16 protein-coding genes are annotated in these 16,973 nt (G+C 65.4%); 8 read left to right on the top strand and 8 right to left on the bottom strand.

All coding sequences use genetic code 11. The features are described 5' to 3' along the window. The first annotated feature begins 53 nt into the window (after nt 1-53). The 4 genes from ACAH01_RS08395 to ACAH01_RS08380 all read left to right on the top strand — a co-directional run bounded on the left by ACAH01_RS08395 (nt 54) and on the right by ACAH01_RS08380 (nt 5,988). Entirely contained in the window at nt 54-2,873 is a 2,820-nt protein-coding gene (locus ACAH01_RS08395; RefSeq protein ID WP_372478880.1) for a DEAD/DEAH box helicase, read from the top strand. 76 nt (nt 2,874-2,949) lie between these two features. Beyond that, nucleotides 2,950-5,064, top strand: a complete 2,115-nt coding sequence (locus tag ACAH01_RS08390; RefSeq protein WP_372478879.1) for a pentapeptide repeat-containing protein — start codon at nt 2,950-2,952, stop codon at nt 5,062-5,064. 58 nt (nt 5,065-5,122) lie between these two features. Next, nucleotides 5,123-5,389, top strand: a complete 267-nt coding sequence (locus tag ACAH01_RS08385; protein ID WP_170094430.1) for a hypothetical protein — start codon at nt 5,123-5,125, stop codon at nt 5,387-5,389. A 2-nt stretch (nt 5,390-5,391) separates the two neighbouring features. After that, entirely contained in the window at nt 5,392-5,988 is a 597-nt protein-coding gene (locus ACAH01_RS08380) for a hypothetical protein (protein WP_170094431.1), read from the top strand. Here the strand turns inward: ACAH01_RS08380 and ACAH01_RS08375 are convergent, their stop codons facing one another. From ACAH01_RS08375 to ACAH01_RS08365, 3 genes are read right to left on the bottom strand one after another with little or no spacing between them, the layout of a single operon-like run. After that, nucleotides 5,989-6,456: a DUF2617 family protein gene (locus tag ACAH01_RS08375; protein ID WP_372478878.1), complete on the bottom strand. Its 468-nt coding sequence runs from the start codon at nt 6,454-6,456 to the stop codon at nt 5,989-5,991. Further along, nucleotides 6,453-8,048 carry a spermidine synthase gene (locus ACAH01_RS08370; RefSeq protein WP_170094433.1) on the bottom strand — a complete coding sequence of 532 codons (1,596 nt, stop codon included), beginning with the start codon at nt 8,046-8,048 and terminating at the stop codon, nt 6,453-6,455. Before ACAH01_RS08370 ends, ACAH01_RS08375 begins: the two co-directional genes overlap by 4 nt. A gap of 3 nt (nt 8,049-8,051) precedes the next feature. After that, the gene (locus ACAH01_RS08365) at nt 8,052-8,738 is read right to left on the bottom strand and encodes a hypothetical protein (RefSeq protein WP_170094434.1); all 687 of its coding nucleotides are present in this window, start codon (nt 8,736-8,738) and stop codon (nt 8,052-8,054) included. A gap of 136 nt (nt 8,739-8,874) precedes the next feature. On the opposite strand from ACAH01_RS08365, the gene ACAH01_RS08360 reads away from it, so the two are divergent. Next, entirely contained in the window at nt 8,875-10,644 is a 1,770-nt protein-coding gene (locus ACAH01_RS08360; RefSeq protein WP_372478877.1) for a DNA mismatch repair protein, read from the top strand. Between the two features lie 93 nt (nt 10,645-10,737). Then, complete coding sequence (locus tag ACAH01_RS08355) at nt 10,738-11,046, top strand: hypothetical protein (RefSeq protein WP_153553541.1); 309 nt, start codon at nt 10,738-10,740, stop codon at nt 11,044-11,046. A 152-nt stretch (nt 11,047-11,198) separates the two neighbouring features. On the opposite strand, the gene ACAH01_RS08350 is transcribed toward ACAH01_RS08355, so the two are convergent. After that, nucleotides 11,199-11,507 carry a hypothetical protein gene (locus tag ACAH01_RS08350; protein ID WP_170095360.1) on the bottom strand — a complete coding sequence of 103 codons (309 nt, stop codon included), beginning with the start codon at nt 11,505-11,507 and terminating at the stop codon, nt 11,199-11,201. A gap of 778 nt (nt 11,508-12,285) precedes the next feature. On the opposite strand from ACAH01_RS08350, the gene ACAH01_RS08345 reads away from it, so the two are divergent. Both ACAH01_RS08345 and ACAH01_RS08340 read left to right on the top strand, forming a co-directional pair. Further along, a complete protein-coding gene (locus ACAH01_RS08345; RefSeq protein WP_372478876.1) occupies nt 12,286-13,335 on the top strand; it encodes a halocyanin domain-containing protein in 1,050 nt (349 codons plus the stop codon). Between the two features lie 72 nt (nt 13,336-13,407). Further along, nucleotides 13,408-14,667, top strand: a complete 1,260-nt coding sequence (locus ACAH01_RS08340) for an HAD family hydrolase (protein WP_372478875.1) — start codon at nt 13,408-13,410, stop codon at nt 14,665-14,667. Between the two features lie 24 nt (nt 14,668-14,691). Here ACAH01_RS08340 and ACAH01_RS08335 read toward each other — a convergent pair whose 3' ends face one another. The 4 genes from ACAH01_RS08335 to ACAH01_RS08320 form a co-directional block, all read right to left on the bottom strand. Then, nucleotides 14,692-14,991, bottom strand: a complete 300-nt coding sequence (locus ACAH01_RS08335; RefSeq protein ID WP_170094439.1) for a hypothetical protein — start codon at nt 14,989-14,991, stop codon at nt 14,692-14,694. Nucleotides 14,992-15,046: 55 nt separating this feature from the next. Next, complete coding sequence (locus ACAH01_RS08330; protein WP_372478874.1) at nt 15,047-16,090, bottom strand: zinc-dependent alcohol dehydrogenase family protein; 1,044 nt, start codon at nt 16,088-16,090, stop codon at nt 15,047-15,049. Nucleotides 16,091-16,211: 121 nt separating this feature from the next. Further along, nucleotides 16,212-16,619 (bottom strand): PIN domain-containing protein, encoded by a 408-nt coding sequence (locus ACAH01_RS08325; RefSeq protein ID WP_170094441.1) that lies wholly within the window; start codon nt 16,617-16,619, stop codon nt 16,212-16,214. Further along, nucleotides 16,616-16,846 carry an antitoxin VapB family protein gene (locus ACAH01_RS08320; protein WP_170094442.1) on the bottom strand — a complete coding sequence of 77 codons (231 nt, stop codon included), beginning with the start codon at nt 16,844-16,846 and terminating at the stop codon, nt 16,616-16,618. The genes ACAH01_RS08325 and ACAH01_RS08320 overlap by 4 nt, the downstream gene beginning before the upstream one ends. Between the last annotated feature and the right edge of the window lie 127 nt (nt 16,847-16,973).

The following is a 16,973-nucleotide window of genomic DNA, read 5'->3' as shown; positions in this document are numbered from 1 at the left end:
TGTGGACCGGCGCTGTCCGCATCTTTAACCTCGTCCAGCCGTTAGCAGTGGCGATGAGTGAGACGGGCGCTGACGCGTTCACTGCACTCGGCGGGTCGGTCCGTTCGGCGCTGTCCGAGCGGGGCTTTACGACGCCGACGGAGCCCCAGCGAAAGGCGATTCCGCCGCTGGCGGCGGGCCACGACGCGCTCGTCGTCGCGCCGACGGGGACCGGGAAGACGGAGACGGCTATGCTCCCCGTCTTCGACGCGCTGGCCGACGAGGACCGCTTCGGCATCGGGGCGCTGTACATCACGCCCCTCCGGGCGCTGAACCGCGACATGCGCGAGCGACTCGACTGGTGGGGCGACACGCTCGACCTCGAGATCGACGTGCGCCACGGCGACACGACCGACTACCAGCGACAGCAGCAGGCCGACGATCCACCCGACGTGCTCGTGACGACGCCGGAGACGCTCCAGGCGATGTTGACCGGCTCGAAGCTCCGGACCGCACTGGAAGCCGTCGAGCACGTCGTCGTCGACGAAGTCCACGAACTCGCGGCCGCCAAGCGCGGCGCACAGCTGACCGTCGGGCTGGAACGGCTGCGCGAGGTGTCGGGCCCCGTCCAGCGGATCGGGCTCTCGGCGACCGTCGGCGATCCCGAGGCCGTCGGACGCTTTCTCACCGGCGACCGTGGCTGTCGGATCGTCGAGGTCGACGTCGGGAGCCGTCTGGACGTGTCCGTGGTCCGGCCGACAGTCACCGACGCCGACGAGCGGCTGGCCAGCGAACTCGTCACCGACCCCGAGGTCGCCAGCCACGTCCGCCGGATCGACGAACTGATCGCGGCCCACGACTCCGTCCTGGTGTTCGTCAACACGCGCCAGACAGCAGAGGCGCTGGGCTCGCGGTTCAAAGAACTCGGCACGAACCTCGGGGTCCATCACGGCTCACTGGCCAAGGAGACGCGGATCGACGTGGAAGACCGCTTCAAAGAGGGCGATCTCGACGCCCTGCTCTGTACCTCGTCCATGGAGCTCGGGATCGACGTCGGCCACGTCGACCACGTCGTCCAGTACGGCAGTCCCCGACAGGTCGCTCGCCTCCTCCAGCGCGTCGGCCGCGCAGGCCACCGCCGGGACCTGCTGTCTTCGGGGACCGTCGTCACCACCCACCCCGACGACACGCTGGAGGCGCTGGCGATCACGCGACAGGCTCTCGACGGCGAGGTCGAACCCGCCGAGATCCACGACGGCAGCCTCGACACCGTGGCCAATCAGGTACCCGGCATCGTCATGGACGTCGGCGAGATCCGCGCCATGGAAGCCTACGAGATCGTCACGCGGGCCTATCCCTTCCGGGATCTGACCGTCGACGAGTTCCGGGAGGTGGTCCGCGAACTCGGTGAGAACCGCGTCATCTGGATCGACGAGGACGACGACCGACTGGAGAAGCGACGGGGGACCTGGCAGTACTTCTATCAGAACCTCTCGATGATCCCCGACGAGGCGACCTACGACGTCGAAGACGTGGCCTCGGGCGACCAGATCGGCACGCTCGACGAGCAGTTCGTCGTCAACTTCGCGAACCCCGGCGAGGTGTTCATCCAGCGCGGGGAGATGTGGCGGATCACGAACGTCGACGAGGACGAGGAAGTCGTCACGGTCTCGCCGATCGAGGACCCGGCCGGCGAGGTGCCGTCGTGGGTCGGCCAGGAGATTCCGGTCCCACAGGCGGTCGCCCGCGAGGTCGGCGAACTCCGACGCGTCGCCGGCAGACAGCTTCAGGACGGCGCTGGGGCCGACGCCGTGGCGCGTGACCTCACACGGCGCTACGAGGGCGATCCGGCCACCGTCGAGAGCGGGCTCGAACAGCTCCGAGACCACGAGGCTCCCATCCCCGACGACGAGACGATCGTCGTCGAGATGCACGGCCGTGAGGTCGTCGTCAACGCCTGTCTGGGCCACCAGGTCAACGAGACGCTCGGCCGACTGCTCTCGTCGCTGGTGGGCCAGCGAGCCGGCGCGACCGTCGCGATGGAGGTCGATCCCTACCGGATCGAACTCGAACTGCCCAGCGGCGTCAGCGGCGGCGACGTGATCGACGTGCTGGAGACGACCGATCCCGAGCACGTCCGCCACATCATCGAGCTGAGCCTGAAAAACGCCGACGCCCTGAAGTTCAAGCTCGCACAGGTCGCGGCGAAGTTCGGCACGCTCAAGCGCTGGCAGGGCTCCGGATCGGGCCGGTTCGGGCGTGACCGACTGCTGGCCGCCCTCGAAGACACGCCGATCTACGACGAGGCCGTCCGCGAGGTGTTCCACGAGGACCTGGCCGTGGAAGCGACCCAGACCGTCCTGTCGGCGATTCAGTCCGGCTCGATCGCCGTCGAGACCGTCGGCGACCGCACGCCGATCGGCCTCGGCGGCCGTTCCTCGGGTCGGGAACTGCTCTCGCCGGAACACGCCGACGCCAGCGTCATCCAGACCGTCAGGGAGCGCATCCAGAACGACCGGGTGCTCCTGTTCTGTCTCCACTGCCGGGACTGGCGGCGCAAGCAGCAGGTCGGTCGCGTCCGGGACCAGCCCGACTGTCCCGACTGTGGGTCGACGCGCATCGCCGCACTCAATCCGTGGGCCGAGGAGGTGATCTCGGCGGTGAGAGCCGCGGACAAAGACGAGGAACAGGAGAAGATGACCGAACGGGCCTACCGGTCGGCGTCGCTGGTCCAGAGCCACGGCAAGCAGGCGGTGATCGCGCTGGCCGCACGCGGTGTCGGCCCCCACAACGCCGCTCGCATCATCAACAAACTCCGCGAGGACGAAAACGAGTTCTACCGGGACATCCTCCAGCAGGAACGCGAGTACGCACGGACGCAGTCGTTCTGGTGAGGGCACTTCCAGACCCGATCTGATCGGTGGCTGGAGATTGGGTAGATTTTTGTTCGTCAGTTGATCACGATGGATCATGCCAGAGACTGCGGTATCGGAATCCAGAGCGCTCCTCGAACGGTCGCCCGACGAGCGCGAGGCACTCGATATCGGCGACGACGAAGTCGTCGACGCTCTGTTCTCGGTGATCGAGCACGGGAGTCAGGCCGAGAAAGTAATCTCTGACTGTACGCTACCGGCACTAAACCTCGACTTCAGAACGATCGAGAGCGACAACAACCATCCGGTCGTCTTCAGGAACTGTACGTTCGAAGGGGCGGTTAGCGCTGTCGACGCCGACGTGACCGTGCCGATCAGCTTCGAGAACAGTGACATCGGCGGTCTCGAACTCTCTGGAGCCCGCTTCGAGTTCGATCTATCACTGTCCGAGTCGACCGTGAGCGGTGACGTAGACGCCTTCGAAGCGCGGTTCGACGACCAGTTCGACGTGACGGGATCGACGTTTACTGGCCCCGTTACACTACAGGAAGCACACTTCGGCAACGATGCGGACTTCGAACGGGCCAGCTTCGAAGAGTCGGTCTCGTTCGAAACCGCCTCGTTCAGTGGTGCGTCGAACGAACTCGGAGACAATGCCAGTTTCGAGGATGCGACCTTCGAGGGGGAGGTCGACTTCCGTCAGGCAGCGTTTACGTACGCAGACTTTGCAGACGTATCCGTCGCCGGTCGTGTCAGATTCGAAGAGACGACGTTTACCGGCGACGTGGCGTTTACCCGTGCGACCTTCCAGAGCGAAGCGGACTTCGACGAGGTCGATTTCGGTGGCGATGTCGACTTCGAGTCGGTCACTTTCCAGGGCACTGCGGTGTTTCGCGGAGCGGAGTTCGAGGGCGGTGCCCGTTCACTCGAAGAAGACGCGACGTTCTCGCAAGCGGTGTTCGACGACGAACTGAACGCCTGTGACGCGCACTTTCGAGACGGGCTGTTCGACGGTATCACGGTGAACGGCCGTGCGACGTTCGAGGGTATCCGCTTCGACGGCGACGCTTCCTTCGAAGCTGCGACGTTCGCCGACGAGGTCGACTTCGACGAGGCCCGGTTTTACGGCGACGTGAGCTTCGAGCAGGTGTCGTTCGACGGCGTCGCCATATTTCGCGGAGCGGAGTTTCGCGGTGCCGACAACCACCTCGAAGAGGACGCCTCGTTCGACGCAGCGACCTTCGGCGCGCGGGCGGGTTTCGAGGACGCCGTCTTCAGCTCCGGATCGTTCGTCGACACCCGCTTCGCTGCCGAGACCACCTTCCGTGGTGCAAAGTTCGATCGCGCCGTCTTCCACGTCGTTCCGATCACGAACGAAAGCTACGTCGACTTCACCCGCGCGATCATCAAGGACGGAGAGATCCGTCAGCCAGAGGGAGGCTGGGTTCGTTACGATCTGACGAACGCGAGTCTGGGCTCCGTGTCGTTGCGTGCAACCACCGAGAGCGACCACCGACAGCTCCTCGACTACTTCCGTTTCTGCAACACGGAGTTCAACGAGTTCGACGGCTACCACTTCGACTTCTCGGCTCACACGGACTACCTGGATCGAAACGACTGGTCGCTCCACGAGTTCGACGAGAACTTCGCCGACGTGACGTTCGCGCTGCCGATGACCCCCGAGAACGTCGAGCGTACCTATCTCAAAGCCAAGACGGCAGCCTCCAGTGCTGGCCAGATGAAGGCTGCTGGCGAGTTCCGGGTCAGACGCCAGCAGTTCGCCCGGAAGAAGTACGTCGGCATCGCCAGAGACGGGACGACCGATCTCGTGACGCGGGCGAAAAACGCCAGTCGCGCGGTGGAGAACGCGTTCCTCGGCGTCACCTGCGGTCACGGAATGCGATTGGGGCGGATCGTCGCGGTCTTCGCGCTCTTCCCGTTGTTCCCAGCGATGCTGTACGCCTTCGGTGGATCAGCGTTCTCGACGACGATCCCGCCGATTTCTGGTGCCCCCGGTCTGTTCTCTCCCGAGGGACTGTCGATCCTCTATCGGAATGTCCACTTTAGCTACATCACGTTTCTCACTATCGGCTACGGTTACATCGGCCCGGAGGGTGCGGCCGCGAGAGCGATGGCCGGGATGGAAGTGTACGTCAACGTCATCCTCTCGGGGCTGGTGTTGTACTGTCTGATCAAACGCTCAGAGATATAGGGCCCCCGGAGTGCGCTACGGGAAAAGACCTTTTCGAGTCCTCGCCGAACGCTCGATCATGACGGAACGAGTGAGCGGAGAAGACGTGATCGTCGAACACGCAACCGAGGATGTCGTCGTCGAGTCGGCCGAAGATGTACACGTAGACGCCGGTCGCATCGAGGGGAAACTGGTCATCAAGTCGGCCCAGGACGTGATCGTCGAGAACAGCAGTGAGGTCCACGTCGAACAATCCGAAGACGTGACTCTCGATTCCGGAACGGTAGAAGGCGACGTCAACGTCGACAACGCACAGGACGTGTCCGAGGACGACAGTTTCCTCTGAAGATGGGCGGGAACTCCGAGCTACGGGTCGTCGGCACGCGCAAATCCCGGTCACTGGGGGAAGTAGGAGGCACGATCTCCGTCGAGAGCGAGCGCGGATCGGTCGAGTTCACTGCGACCGACGACGTCGTCCTGACTGTCGGCGGCGAACGGAACTCGGTCACGGCACACGGAAGCGGTAGCACCGTCCGTCTCAGTATCGACGGCGACCGAAACAGTGTCTCGATCGCCCGGTCGCTCGACCTGGAGATCCACGACGACGAAGGCGTGGCGAACTCGATCGATCGTCACGGCGAGGAACAGAGCGGCCCCGAACTCGTGCGAACCGACCGAGCGGAGGCCTACGCGGATCTCGGGTTGTTCGACTATACGATGGTGTCCTACCAGACCAACGCCACCGAGCGAGAGTTCTGTCACAACTGCGGCCGCGACGCCGAGACGATCGTCCGACGACACGAAGAGACGGTACTCGCCGTGTTCGGGTTCACCGTCACGCTCGGGGAACGAACGGGGTCGGACGAGTGTCCCGAGTGTACACCCCACGTCCCCGACGAAGACGTGGAACTCACCGAAGCAGAGCGACGCGAGATCTTCCGCTGATCATCCCGTTTCGGGCCGTCCCCCGAGTCGCTCGAACAGGGTTTCGGTAAAGACGGCACAGTCGTGTTCCGGATACGTGTGCCACGTCTCGTAGCCACTGTCGACCGCGTCGACGGCGGTTACTGCACGGTCCGAAAAGTCGTAGCGTAGATCGAACGATCGCGTGGTCGGGAAGCGCTCGATCGGGTCGACGCGGATCTCCGTCGTACACGCGACCCGTTCAGTTTCGTACGAGACGCAGCGAGCGTCTCGTCGGCGAAGGTCGATCGTTCGACTCCCAGTGACGGTTCGCTCGTCGCAGGACGCGATCTCTGCGAACCCGAGCGACTGGGCACGAACGCAGTGAGAGCTACCGATGACGGCAGCGGCGAAATCGACGCCGTCGACGGTCACTGTCGTCTCCTCGTAGACGTTCAGCCGGTCCGGATCTGTGAGTTCGTGTCCAAAGTGAAGCAGTTCGTGGTTCATACGTAGCCGATGACGATGTCGTAGTTGGGATCGAAGATGCTGTTTGGCTCGACACCCCGATATCGATCGATCGCGCGCCACTCTCGGCGTTCGTAGGCAGACTGCACTCGTTCCGTTCGAGCGTTTCGTGCTGTTTCGAGTGTCAGTTTCTCGCTCGGGCTCGGGGAGAGCAAGTAGAACTGTTCTCCACGCTCTAACTGTCCGTCCCGATCAAAGTCGCCGTATGTGCTGTAGTCGACGTAGCCACGAAAGCCGGCCTCGCGGACAGTGTTGGCGTAGGCCATGTGGTGGTTCGCAAACTTGTGCCGGGAGTACACCCACGTCGCCACCATCCCGTCGTCGGTCACGTGTTGTCGTAACTGCGTGTAAAATTCCGTCGAGTACAGCGGTAGTGCGTCGTCGGAACGCGCACCTGGCAGGTCCAGCAAGATCAGGTCGTACTGTCGATCTGTCGAGCGGAGGTACGTTCGAGCGTCTGCGACGTGTGTCGTCAGTCGGTCGTACTCGTAGGCGTCGTTGTGGTACTGCTCGAAGAACGGGTGGTCTCTCGTGTAGTTCATGAACTCCCCGTCGATGTCGACGTGGTCGACGGTGACACCGTACTCTCGGAGGTGATCAACGGCGATCCAGTCACCGCCACCGATCAACAGGACGCGTGTCTCGGACCCGTTCTCGAACTGGGACATCGGCACGTCGACCAGTCCCTCGTGGTAAGAATCGACCCACCGGTCACAGAGCTGGACGGCCATATCGAGCCGTAAACACGTATCAGTGCCAGGCACGTCAGTGAGCTGTCGCTCGTACAGAACGGCGTCCTGATACTTGGTGGTGTGGCGTTCGGTCACGTCGACCGACGCCGTGCCGGGCGGATACTCGCTCTCGATCGCCCCCTCGACGTAGAAGTCGGTCAACGAGTCCTCGACCTGCTGCTCGTTGGCCAGCACGCCGGCGTACGTGCCGGTAAGGAGGAGACCGACCAGCAGCAGTGCCTTGCTGCTCTCGGTGAAACGTACTGCGAACGACAGTGCCGCGACGGCGTTGAGCAGGCCCAGAACGACGATCGCGGTGATCAAACCCATCGACGGGTAGAGGAAGAGTGCGTAGACCACCGTCCCGACGAGGCTTCCGAAGTAGTCGACGCCCAGCACCTCGCTGAACGCCGAGCGCTCGCTGGTCACCATCGAGGACAGGAACGGAATCTCCAGTCCAGAAAGCACGCCGACTGCGATAATCGGCAGGTGAGAGGCGACGAGGACAGCGGTGTCTTTCGCCGGAAAGCGAACGTCTGGAACGCTGTTGAGCAGGATCATCACCAGTAGCCCCAGCGGTCCGACGACGGCCAGCAGTACCTCGATCCTGAAGAAGTTCGTCTCCGCTTCGCCGACGTAGTTGTACAGGAAGGCACCGACCCCCAGCGAGAACAGGTACAGGCCGATCGTGATCGAGTATCGTAGGACTGTTCCGCCAAAGAGGACTCGCAGCATCTCCGAGTAGATCAGTTCGTAGACGATGCTACAGAAGGCAACGACCAGCGTCAGGCCGAGCAGGAGCGCTCGATCGGACCGCAGTGACGAACGGAAGTGTGAGAGCACGCGTTACAGGCGCGGTGAAACTTTCCACGGGTTCTCGATCTGGTAGCCCGTCCCCTCTTCGGTGACCTCGAAGTCGATCGCTTCCCAGCCGAAGTCGTGTGTTCCCTGGTCGGCTTCGAGTTTGGACCCGACACGGAACCATCCGGGGCGAACGTTCTCGTAGGTCAGGGTCTGTTTGCTGGGATCGGACCAGGTTTCGTCCCAGTCGACGGGACCCGGTCCTGGTGGATCGTCGGAGTACTGATCGTCGGACCCGAGATACGCGAGCCCCACTCGCTGGTGAGCGGCCTGGTACTGCTCGATCTCGTCACGGTGGTCTTCGCGCCACTCGTCGTCGTCGTCGTCTCCATGGTAGATCGCCCGACCGTGATGGCCGTGCGGTGCCGCCGCGTATCCCCCGGCACCGCGTCCCGTCGCACCGCCACCTCGTCCACCGCCTTTCTGTCCTCGTGCCGTCCCGACTATCGAGCGTCCACTGCCCGCGATGTCGAGACTCGCTTCCACATCTGCTCGTGACTCGACAACTGGCTCCTCGACCAGCGGTACTTCTAACGTCCCGGAGCTGACTCGCAGCTCGTCGAAGACGTCCGATTCTCTGGGAGGGGTCGACGTGGAGCCGCTACAGCCTGCGAGGGAACCAATTCCGGCGAGGCCAAAGACACTCGCGCGGACGAACGATCGTCGGCGCATATTTCACGCACTATCTGTTTGGGACAATGAAAGTTGCGAAAGCAACGCACCACGCGAAAAGCGGTGGTGGCGGCCGGCAGACGGTGGGACCTGCTCGGCAGAAACGACTAAACCCGGCCCCCGACAGGGGACACACATGCGACTGGAGGAATACTGGGGTATCGGTCCGAAGACGAGCGCGCTGCTCTCGTCGGAGCTTGGGGTCGATCGTGCGGTTGCGGCCATCGAATCTGCCGACACCCGCGAACTGACGAAGGCGGGGCTCTCTCGGGGCCGAGCGACGCGAATCCTCAGACGGGCGACGGGGGCCGAGGCGATGGATCTGCTGGCGACCCGCGACACCCGCGACGTGTACAAGGCGCTGCTGGACCTCGCCGAAGAGCACGCGGTCACGGAGCACGCGGCCGACCGAATCCGAGTGCTGACGCCGCTGCCGGACCGGGCGGCGATGGAAGAGCGACTCTCGTCCGTCCTCGACGCGCGCGACGCGTGGGCCAGCACCGACGAGGCGACGCGCGACGACGTGCTGGCGGCGTTCGACCGCTACGACAGCGTCGACGGGGGCGAGCTGTCTGCCGTCCGGACGGCGCTTGCGCTACAGGAGACCGGCGTCGACGACGGGGTGTTCGAGCCGATCGCGACGCTGGAGGGCGACCGACTCGACGACGCGGCTCGTGCGCTGGCCGGGTTGCGGGGCGACGGCGACCGGGTCGGCGACGGTGCCGACGACCAGCTCGACGGACTGCGAGACCAGCTCGGACAGGTGGAGGATCTCGTTGCGACCTCGCCGGAGGTCGTCGAGGAACTCCAGTCCGAGGCCCGCCGGCCCGACGAGTTTCGGGACGCGCTCACTCGCTACCTGACCAGCGAGACCGGCGTCGACGCCGCACGCGTTCGGGACGCGGTTCCGCAGGAGGCCGCCGACGCACGGGACTTCGTCGAGAGCGCGCTCCGGTCGCTCGCCGGCGATCTCCGCAGTGCGGTAGACGAACGCGAAGCGACCGTCGCCGCGACTCTGGAGGAGGATCTCGCGGCCGCCCGCGAGACCGTCGACGCGGCCGTCGAGGCGGTCGACGACGCGGCGCTGTACGTCTCGCTGGCACGCTTCGCGCTGGCGTACGACCTCACCCGTCCGACGTTCGTCGCGGACCGGGAGACCATCGCCGTCCGTGGCGCGCGCAACCTCGCGCTGCAGGACGCCGGCGACGACGTACAGCCGGTGACCTACGCCGTCGGCGACCACGACCTGCCCGCGGGCCGGGAGCCCCCGACCGGTGACCGGGTCGCCGTCCTGACCGGCGCGAACTCGGGCGGGAAGACGACGCTGCTGGAGACGCTGTGTCAGGTGCAGCTGCTGGCCCAGATGGGGCTGCCCGTGCCGGCCGACGACGCCGAAGTGGGACTCGTCGACGCGATCGTCTTCCACCGCCGTCACGCGTCGTTCAACGCGGGCGTTCTGGAGTCGACGCTCCGATCCGTGGTCCCGCCGCTGACCGACGCCGGACGAACGCTGATGCTGGTCGACGAGTTCGAGGCGATCACGGAACCGGGCAGCGCCGCCAACCTCCTGCACGGACTGGTGACACTGACCGTCGAGCGCGACGCGCTCGGCGTGTTCGTCACGCACCTCGCGGACGACCTGGAGCCACTCCCCGAGGCCGCACGGACCGACGGGATCTTCGCCGAGGGGCTGTCGCCGGACCTCGATCTCGAAGTCGACTACCAGCCGCGTTTCGAGACGGTCGGCAAGTCGACGCCGGAGTTCATCGTCTCTCGACTGGTCGCCAACGCCGCCGATCCGGTCGAACGCACCGGCTTCGAGACGCTGGCACAGGCCGTCGGCGAGGAGGCGGTCCAGCGGACTCTCTCCGACGCCCGCTGGTCCGAGGGCGACAGCGACGACTGACACTGTCGTCGTCGTTGTTTTATCCGCCATCTCAGGTTCGACGACGATCGACACAGCGGGATATTGACAAGGCAGGGGGCACAACTGTCGGTGATGGCAATCCAAAAGCTGCTGCCGGTAACGTACGCGTGGCTCGTCGTTCAGGGACTGCTGGCGTCGCTCCTGCCCAAGCAGGCGATCGAGCTGAACTCGCGCCTGACGCTCTCGGGGTTCGAAAATCCCGGTGACCTGGAGCCCAAGGCCTGGTACGTCAGAGCGACTCGCGTCGCCGGCGTCGGCATGCTGACCGCCGGCCTCGCCGGTCTGCTGTCGGTGTCTCAGCTGGAGGACGACGACGCCGAGACTGCGGAGTCCACCGAGTCCGCCGACCCGATCGAAGTCGACATCGAACCGGACGACTGAGGCGGAGTATCGTCTGTCCCGGATCGATCGACGCCGCCGCGCGACCGGGCAAACGACGACAACCGTCCGGCTCGTACTGCCGGCTGTCCGTCTGTAACGAATGTTGCGACCCCGTGGTCACAAATATCTCGAAACAGTGACAGCCGGCAGTATCAGGCGTCGTCCGCCAGGACCAGTCCGTCGACGGCGACGACGCCGAAGCCGTCTTCGAGTTTTGCTTCGAGGACCGACGCGGGATCCGTCCCGTCGACCGTCGCGGTCACCGCCACGTTCACGTCGACGCGGATGTCGGTCCAGGTCGGGTCGACGCCAGTGACACGGTCGATCGTCACCGCGTCGACGGCGTCGACACCGGCGAGTACCGCCGCGGCACCGGTTTCGAGGTCTCCGGACTCACCGCGCGGGACGCGCAGTGAGACGCTGGCCGTTGCATCGACCGTGGGTGTCGCTGTCAGCGACATAGCACTTCGCCGCGAGTCGAACGCGGAGCGGCCGAGGGCCGCCTGGTACCGACCAGCGAAGCGGTGATCCATCCGACGGCGTCGAGCGCCAGCGATGCCTCTGTCTGGCACCTGCGGTCGTCGACGCCGAACTGCCGGGCACCACGGCGGTGCCACCACGACGCGGCGTCGTGAATTTGAGCGTCTCACCGGGGGTCGAACCCGCCCGTCAGACCGAACGGTGGTCGACGGGAGTCCAGCACTGTGAGACGAGAGCGCGGGTCACGGACAGACGGGACGCCGCCCGTCGTGACCGTGGGGAGTCCAGAACCGTGGCCCGCGCCGGTCGCCTACGCGGCGATCGATGCGGGCCGACGATCCCAGGTGTCCACGCGAGCGCCCAGCGCCACCGGAATAGGGGACCGCAGTGCCCGGATCGCTGCCCCGGGATTTGCGGCGGACTCGCAGCCGGCGAGGCGTGCGAGCGTGGTGGTTGTGAGCGGATTGAGCATTTGGAACACCGTGGGTCGTCGTTCGTGTCACTTCCTACAGGAGGATATATATTAAATCTTTATTACGGATGGCAGGACGTACCACGGGTTGTGGTACCGCATCTAACGGTACGGAGAGACGGTTGATACTGAGGGTATATAAATAAGTGGGGCGTTCCCGGTGGTTGAAAAGCCGCTGTCCGACTTATGTGTCGGAGACGCTACGGTCGATACATGGCACGAGACGCTCGACACGGAGACTGGGCGACGATCACGAGAGCCGCGTTCGTAGTCGGGGGTGGTGTTCGATGACCGACGCCGACGTGACCCGCCGACGCCTGCTGCAGGGTGCGGCCGGGCTCACCGTCGCGGCTGCCGCCCGTCCCGCAGTCGCGCAGTCCGACGGGCCGGAGTTCGGGGGCTGGTTCGACAACGTGGGCAACTACGACGGCGTGGTCGACGAGACCGGTAGCGGCGAAGTGACGGTCTCTGTCGGCGCAGACGCCAACGGCGGTGCCTTCGGGTTCGGCCCCGCAGCCGTCGAGGTCTCGCCGGGAACGACGGTCGTCTGGGAGTGGACCGGGAGCGGCGGCTCACACAACGTCGTCGCCGAAGACGGCACGTTCGAGAGCGAACTCACGAAAGAGAGCGGCCACACCTTCGAGTACACGTTCGAGGAGACGGGCACCTACAAGTACGCCTGTACGCCTCACCGCTCGATGGGGATGAAGGGTGCCGTCGTGGTCAGCGAGGGCGGCAGCTCTGGGACCGAGACGGCCCAGAGCGAGGAGAGCGGCGGATCGGAGCCGGAGTTCGGGGGCTGGTTCGACAACGTGGGCAACTACGACGGCGTGGTCGACGAGACCGGCAGCGACGAAGTGACGGTCTCTGTCGGTGCAGACGCCAACGGCGGTGCCTTCGGGTTCGATCCGGCGGCCGTCGAGGTCTCGCCGGGAACGACGGTCGTCTGGGAGTGGACCGGGAGCGGCGGCTCACACAACGTCGTCGCGGAAGACGGTACCTTCGAGAGCGAACTCACGAAAGAGAGCGGTCACACCTTCGAGTACACGTTCGAGGAAGCGGGCACCTACGAGTACGCCTGTACGCCCCACCGCTCGATGGGGATGAAGGGTGCCGTCGTCGTCTCGGAAGCCAGTTCCGGTGCCAGCGGTGACGGGGGCGGCGAAAGCGGCGGTGGCTCCGGTGGCTCGGGTGTCGACCCGTTCTCACCGGGTGCCAGCGCGCTCGGCATCTCGCTGCTGATCGCGTTCCTCTCCCCGCTCGGACTGGCCGCGTTCCTCCGACGACGCGGGGCTGACGAGCCAGGCTCGGGCGGTCGCCCACGCGCTGGCGACTGATCGCACGACCGGGCGGGCGTGGCCCCAGCGGCCAGCAGCCACCGTTATCTGCTTCCCGCTCGACGCTCGCGTATGAAGCAGTACGACAGACTCTACCGACTCTACGACGACTTCGATACGGCGTCGTTGCGTGCCTATCAGGAGTTCGTCGACCTCTTTCCGCCGGTCGATTCGCGGGTCGCACTGGACCACTGGCAGGACGCCAGCGACGAACTGGACGAGCGAAAGCGCGAGATCCGGGAGGCGTACCCGACGACTGGCGAACGCTACGCGGCGATCGCGGCGTACCTCGAACGAGATCAGGCCTTTACGGCGCTGGATCTGGCGACCGAGTACGGCCGGCCGATCAACGCGCTCGTGCTCGACGTCGACGAGACGCTGCGCAGTGCCGGGACGACCGACAACGAGATCCCCCGAGAGACGCTCCACCTCCTCGATCTCCTCCACGAGGACGGCATTCCGATCGTCGTCTGTACCGGACAGACCCTGGAGAACGTCAAGGGATTTCTCATCCAGGGGCTCGGCAACGCCTTCGTCCACTCGGGTGACGTGAGCATCGTCTACGAGTCGGGCAACGGCGTGTTCACGCCCCGCCACGGCAGCCAGACCAAGCGGCTGCTGTACGAATCGCTGGACGAATCGATCACGAACGTCTTCGACACCGTGCGTTCGCGGATCCTCGCCGACGCCCCCGACGCCGTCGCACGAGGCTGTCACCTCCAGGGCAACGAGTTCAACGTCACGCTGAAGCCAAACGCCGAGAACGGCACCCGCAAGGCGGTCGAGATCATCGACGACGGCCTGCTGTACCTGCTCGATCTCCTCGGCGAGACGGTCGCGAGCGAGGTCGACGCCGACGTGGACGAGCCCGGCGAGTGGGCGCGGGCGTACTACGCGTCCGATCCCGAGATCCGCGCGGTCATCGAAGACGCGGGCGAGGGGCAGGAAGCCAGTCCCGACGAGACGCCGCCTGCCCTCCGGTCGCTGTTCGACCGCATCGACGTGGGGTACTACGAGGGTGACGCCGCGGAGATCGTCAGCCTCGAACTCGACAAGCCGACCGGGGTCCGGGCCGCCTTCGACGTACTCGACATCGACGACCCGTTCGCGCTCGTGATGGGCGACAGCAAGAGCGACCTGCGGGTCATGGAGTGGCTCGAACGAGACGACGCCGGCATCGCCGCCGCGCCGGAACACGCCTCGCGGGACGTGCTCGATCACGTCGTCCGGACGAACGAACTCCTCTTCGACGAGGGCGACGCCGCTGCGGTGCTGGCGGTCGTCTACGGCCTGAACCGACTCGTCACGAGCGCCGACGAGACGGACGCGTGAGCGCGGCGACAGCCGCCCGAACGGTCAGGACTGGGAGTGTGCGGCCTCGACGTGTGCCAGTGCCTCCTCGGGCGTCATCCCGCGGACGCCACAGGAACACGAGCGCAGTTCCGGATCGGTGAGTTCGTCGACTTCGACCGTCCGAGCGCGCTGGAGCCCCTCGTCTGGGTCGTAGTCGTAGTAGAGCCGGTAGTTCACCTGCGTGACGCCCTCGATGCGATGGTCGGCGTCGGGATCGGGATTCTCGATCGCGTCCTCGTGTTCGGCCTGCATCTCCGCTTGCCACTGTTCGAGCGTCGCCTCCGGATCGCGGTCGTCGGTCATACCTCGTCCTCGCCGCGACGCCTGAAAAATCTCCGGCCCGTGTCCTCGTTCGCGATCAGGGCTCGACGAGCACTTTGATCGCGTCGCGTTCGTCCATCGCCCGGTAGCCCGCGGCGATCTCCTCTAGCGAGACGGTCTCGGTGAAGATCGGCGACGGATCGAGCGTCCCGCCGAGCACGTCTTCGAGTAGCTCGTCGGCGTACGCTCGCACCGGCGCGACGCCGCCCCGGAGAGCGACGTTGTCTCCGAACATATCGAAGATGGGCACACCGGCGTCGTCGACGCCGTGGGGGACACCAACGTAGCCGACGGTACCGCCCGGCCGACAGACCTCGACGGCCTGCTCCATCGCGCTGGCGGCACCCACGCATTCGAGCACGTGCTCGGCACCGCCGTAGGTCAGTTCGCGCACCCGATCGACGACGTCGGTGCCGTCGCCGCCGAGCACCGTCTCGGTCGCCCCGAACTCGGCGGCCAGCTCCAGCCGATCGGGGTGGTGTCCGACGGCGACGATCCGGGACGCTCCCAGTCGTTGCGCCGCCAGGACACCACAGAGCCCGACCGCACCGTCCCCGACGACCACGCAGGTGTCGCCCGCGTCGACGCCCGCACTGACCGCCGCGTGGTGGCCCGTCCCCATCACGTCGGTCAGCGGGAGCACGGATTCGAGCACGTCCTCGTCGTCGGCGTACCGATCCGGGACGCGGACCAGCGTCCCGTCGGCGTGGGGCGAGCGGACGTACTCGCCCTGCGCGCCGCCGTTGTCCCCGCCCCAGCTGTCGCCGTTGACACAGGAGGTGTGGAGTCCGCGACGGCAGTACTCGCAGTAGCCACAGCTGACGACGAAGGGCGCGAACACGCGATCACCCGGCCGAACGCTGTCGACGTCGTCGCCGACGGCCTCGACGATCCCCATCGGCTCGTGACCGACGCGTGAACCCGCCTCGCGGTCGCTCTCGCCGCGGTAGAACCAGAGGTCCGAGCCACAGACCGCGGTGTGTGTCACGCGGACGATGGCGTCGCCGGGGGCTTCGATCTCCGGCCGCGGTACGTCCTCGACGCTGATCTCGCCTGGTCCGTCGTAGATGGCAGCACGCATGTGTACTCGCACGGCGACGAGGCCCTAAAGTGGGACGCCTACGCGCCCCCGCACCTGGCTGCGAGGGCCACCTTTCGTCTCGCATCTTTCTCCGTCGCTTCGTTCCGCAGAAGAGTGTTCTTCACCGATACGTTTCGACGGCGACGCCCGGAATGTTCTCGAAGTGGCTGTCGCCAGCGAGCACCGGTTCGTCACGCTCCAGCGCCGTCGCCGCGATCGTGGCATCCCCCTTTCCGATTCCAGGCCCCTCGTCCTCGTCTGCCTCCGCCATGCGTTCCCCGAGAAGGCGTCCCGCGCGACGGGCAATGCTCGGGGTCGTGTCCACCACCGGGTAAGAATCGAGTACGGCTTCCACCGCTCGATGCTCCTGGCGAGTGTTCGCTGCCTTCCCGACGCCGATATAGAGCTCCAAAACGGTCGTCGACGGGATTACTAACGGGACGCTCTCGGCTTCGAGTTCCCGTTCTTTCCTAACGGCGGCGTCAACGTCGTCGATGACATCTAGAACAAAACTCGTATCGACGATCATTCGAAGCGCTCCGCGACCTCTCGAACTTCGTTGCGGTCATCTCGGTCGGCAGCATCGATCGCAGCACGCATCTCACTGACTTGCTCGTCGTCGAAGACATCGCGCAGGTCACGGAGCGAGTGGCCACCGATGAGCCGCTCGACCGCGTCGCTGAACGACTCGTCGTCGCGCTTGCTCGCTTTGATACGCTCGTACACGTCGTCTTCGAGTCGTACCTGATGGGACATCCTTGTTGACAGTGTTGACGTTCAACGGGAATGAAGATTCTGATCGGATGGGTGACAATCCCGACGAAAAGCGCTCTCGACGCCGAGGAGGCTATCCGAAACGGGCCGGCTGCACACTGCTCCAAAC

It is taken from the genome of Halomicrobium sp. HM KBTZ05, assembly GCF_041530035.1.
Classification (GTDB): Archaea; Halobacteriota; Halobacteria; order Halobacteriales; family Haloarculaceae; genus Halomicrobium.
The sequence above is the reverse complement of the archived record's forward strand: the minus strand, read 5'-3'. Positions and strand labels throughout refer to the sequence as shown.

What these genes read in the sequence shown, in the direction of transcription:
- ACAH01_RS08325 (WP_170094441.1), bottom strand. Translation starts at nt 16,619, where the DNA reads ATGATCGTCGATACGAGTTTTGTTCTAGATGTCATCGACGACGTTGAC.
- ACAH01_RS08385 (WP_170094430.1), top strand. Translation starts at nt 5,123, where the DNA reads ATGACGGAACGAGTGAGCGGAGAAGACGTGATCGTCGAACACGCAACC.
- ACAH01_RS08395 (WP_372478880.1), top strand. Translation starts at nt 54, where the DNA reads ATGAGTGAGACGGGCGCTGACGCGTTCACTGCACTCGGCGGGTCGGTC.
- ACAH01_RS08320 (WP_170094442.1), bottom strand. Translation starts at nt 16,846, where the DNA reads ATGTCCCATCAGGTACGACTCGAAGACGACGTGTACGAGCGTATCAAA.
- ACAH01_RS08365 (WP_170094434.1), bottom strand. Translation starts at nt 8,738, where the DNA reads ATGCGCCGACGATCGTTCGTCCGCGCGAGTGTCTTTGGCCTCGCCGGA.
- ACAH01_RS08355 (WP_153553541.1), top strand. Translation starts at nt 10,738, where the DNA reads ATGGCAATCCAAAAGCTGCTGCCGGTAACGTACGCGTGGCTCGTCGTT.
- ACAH01_RS08345 (WP_372478876.1), top strand. Translation starts at nt 12,286, where the DNA reads ATGACCGACGCCGACGTGACCCGCCGACGCCTGCTGCAGGGTGCGGCC.
- ACAH01_RS08340 (WP_372478875.1), top strand. Translation starts at nt 13,408, where the DNA reads ATGAAGCAGTACGACAGACTCTACCGACTCTACGACGACTTCGATACG.
- ACAH01_RS08350 (WP_170095360.1), bottom strand. Translation starts at nt 11,507, where the DNA reads ATGTCGCTGACAGCGACACCCACGGTCGATGCAACGGCCAGCGTCTCA.
- ACAH01_RS08375 (WP_372478878.1), bottom strand. Translation starts at nt 6,456, where the DNA reads ATGAACCACGAACTGCTTCACTTTGGACACGAACTCACAGATCCGGAC.
- ACAH01_RS08330 (WP_372478874.1), bottom strand. Translation starts at nt 16,090, where the DNA reads ATGCGTGCTGCCATCTACGACGGACCAGGCGAGATCAGCGTCGAGGAC.
- ACAH01_RS08335 (WP_170094439.1), bottom strand. Translation starts at nt 14,991, where the DNA reads ATGACCGACGACCGCGATCCGGAGGCGACGCTCGAACAGTGGCAAGCG.
- ACAH01_RS08380 (WP_170094431.1), top strand. Translation starts at nt 5,392, where the DNA reads ATGGGCGGGAACTCCGAGCTACGGGTCGTCGGCACGCGCAAATCCCGG.
- ACAH01_RS08390 (WP_372478879.1), top strand. Translation starts at nt 2,950, where the DNA reads ATGCCAGAGACTGCGGTATCGGAATCCAGAGCGCTCCTCGAACGGTCG.
- ACAH01_RS08360 (WP_372478877.1), top strand. Translation starts at nt 8,875, where the DNA reads ATGCGACTGGAGGAATACTGGGGTATCGGTCCGAAGACGAGCGCGCTG.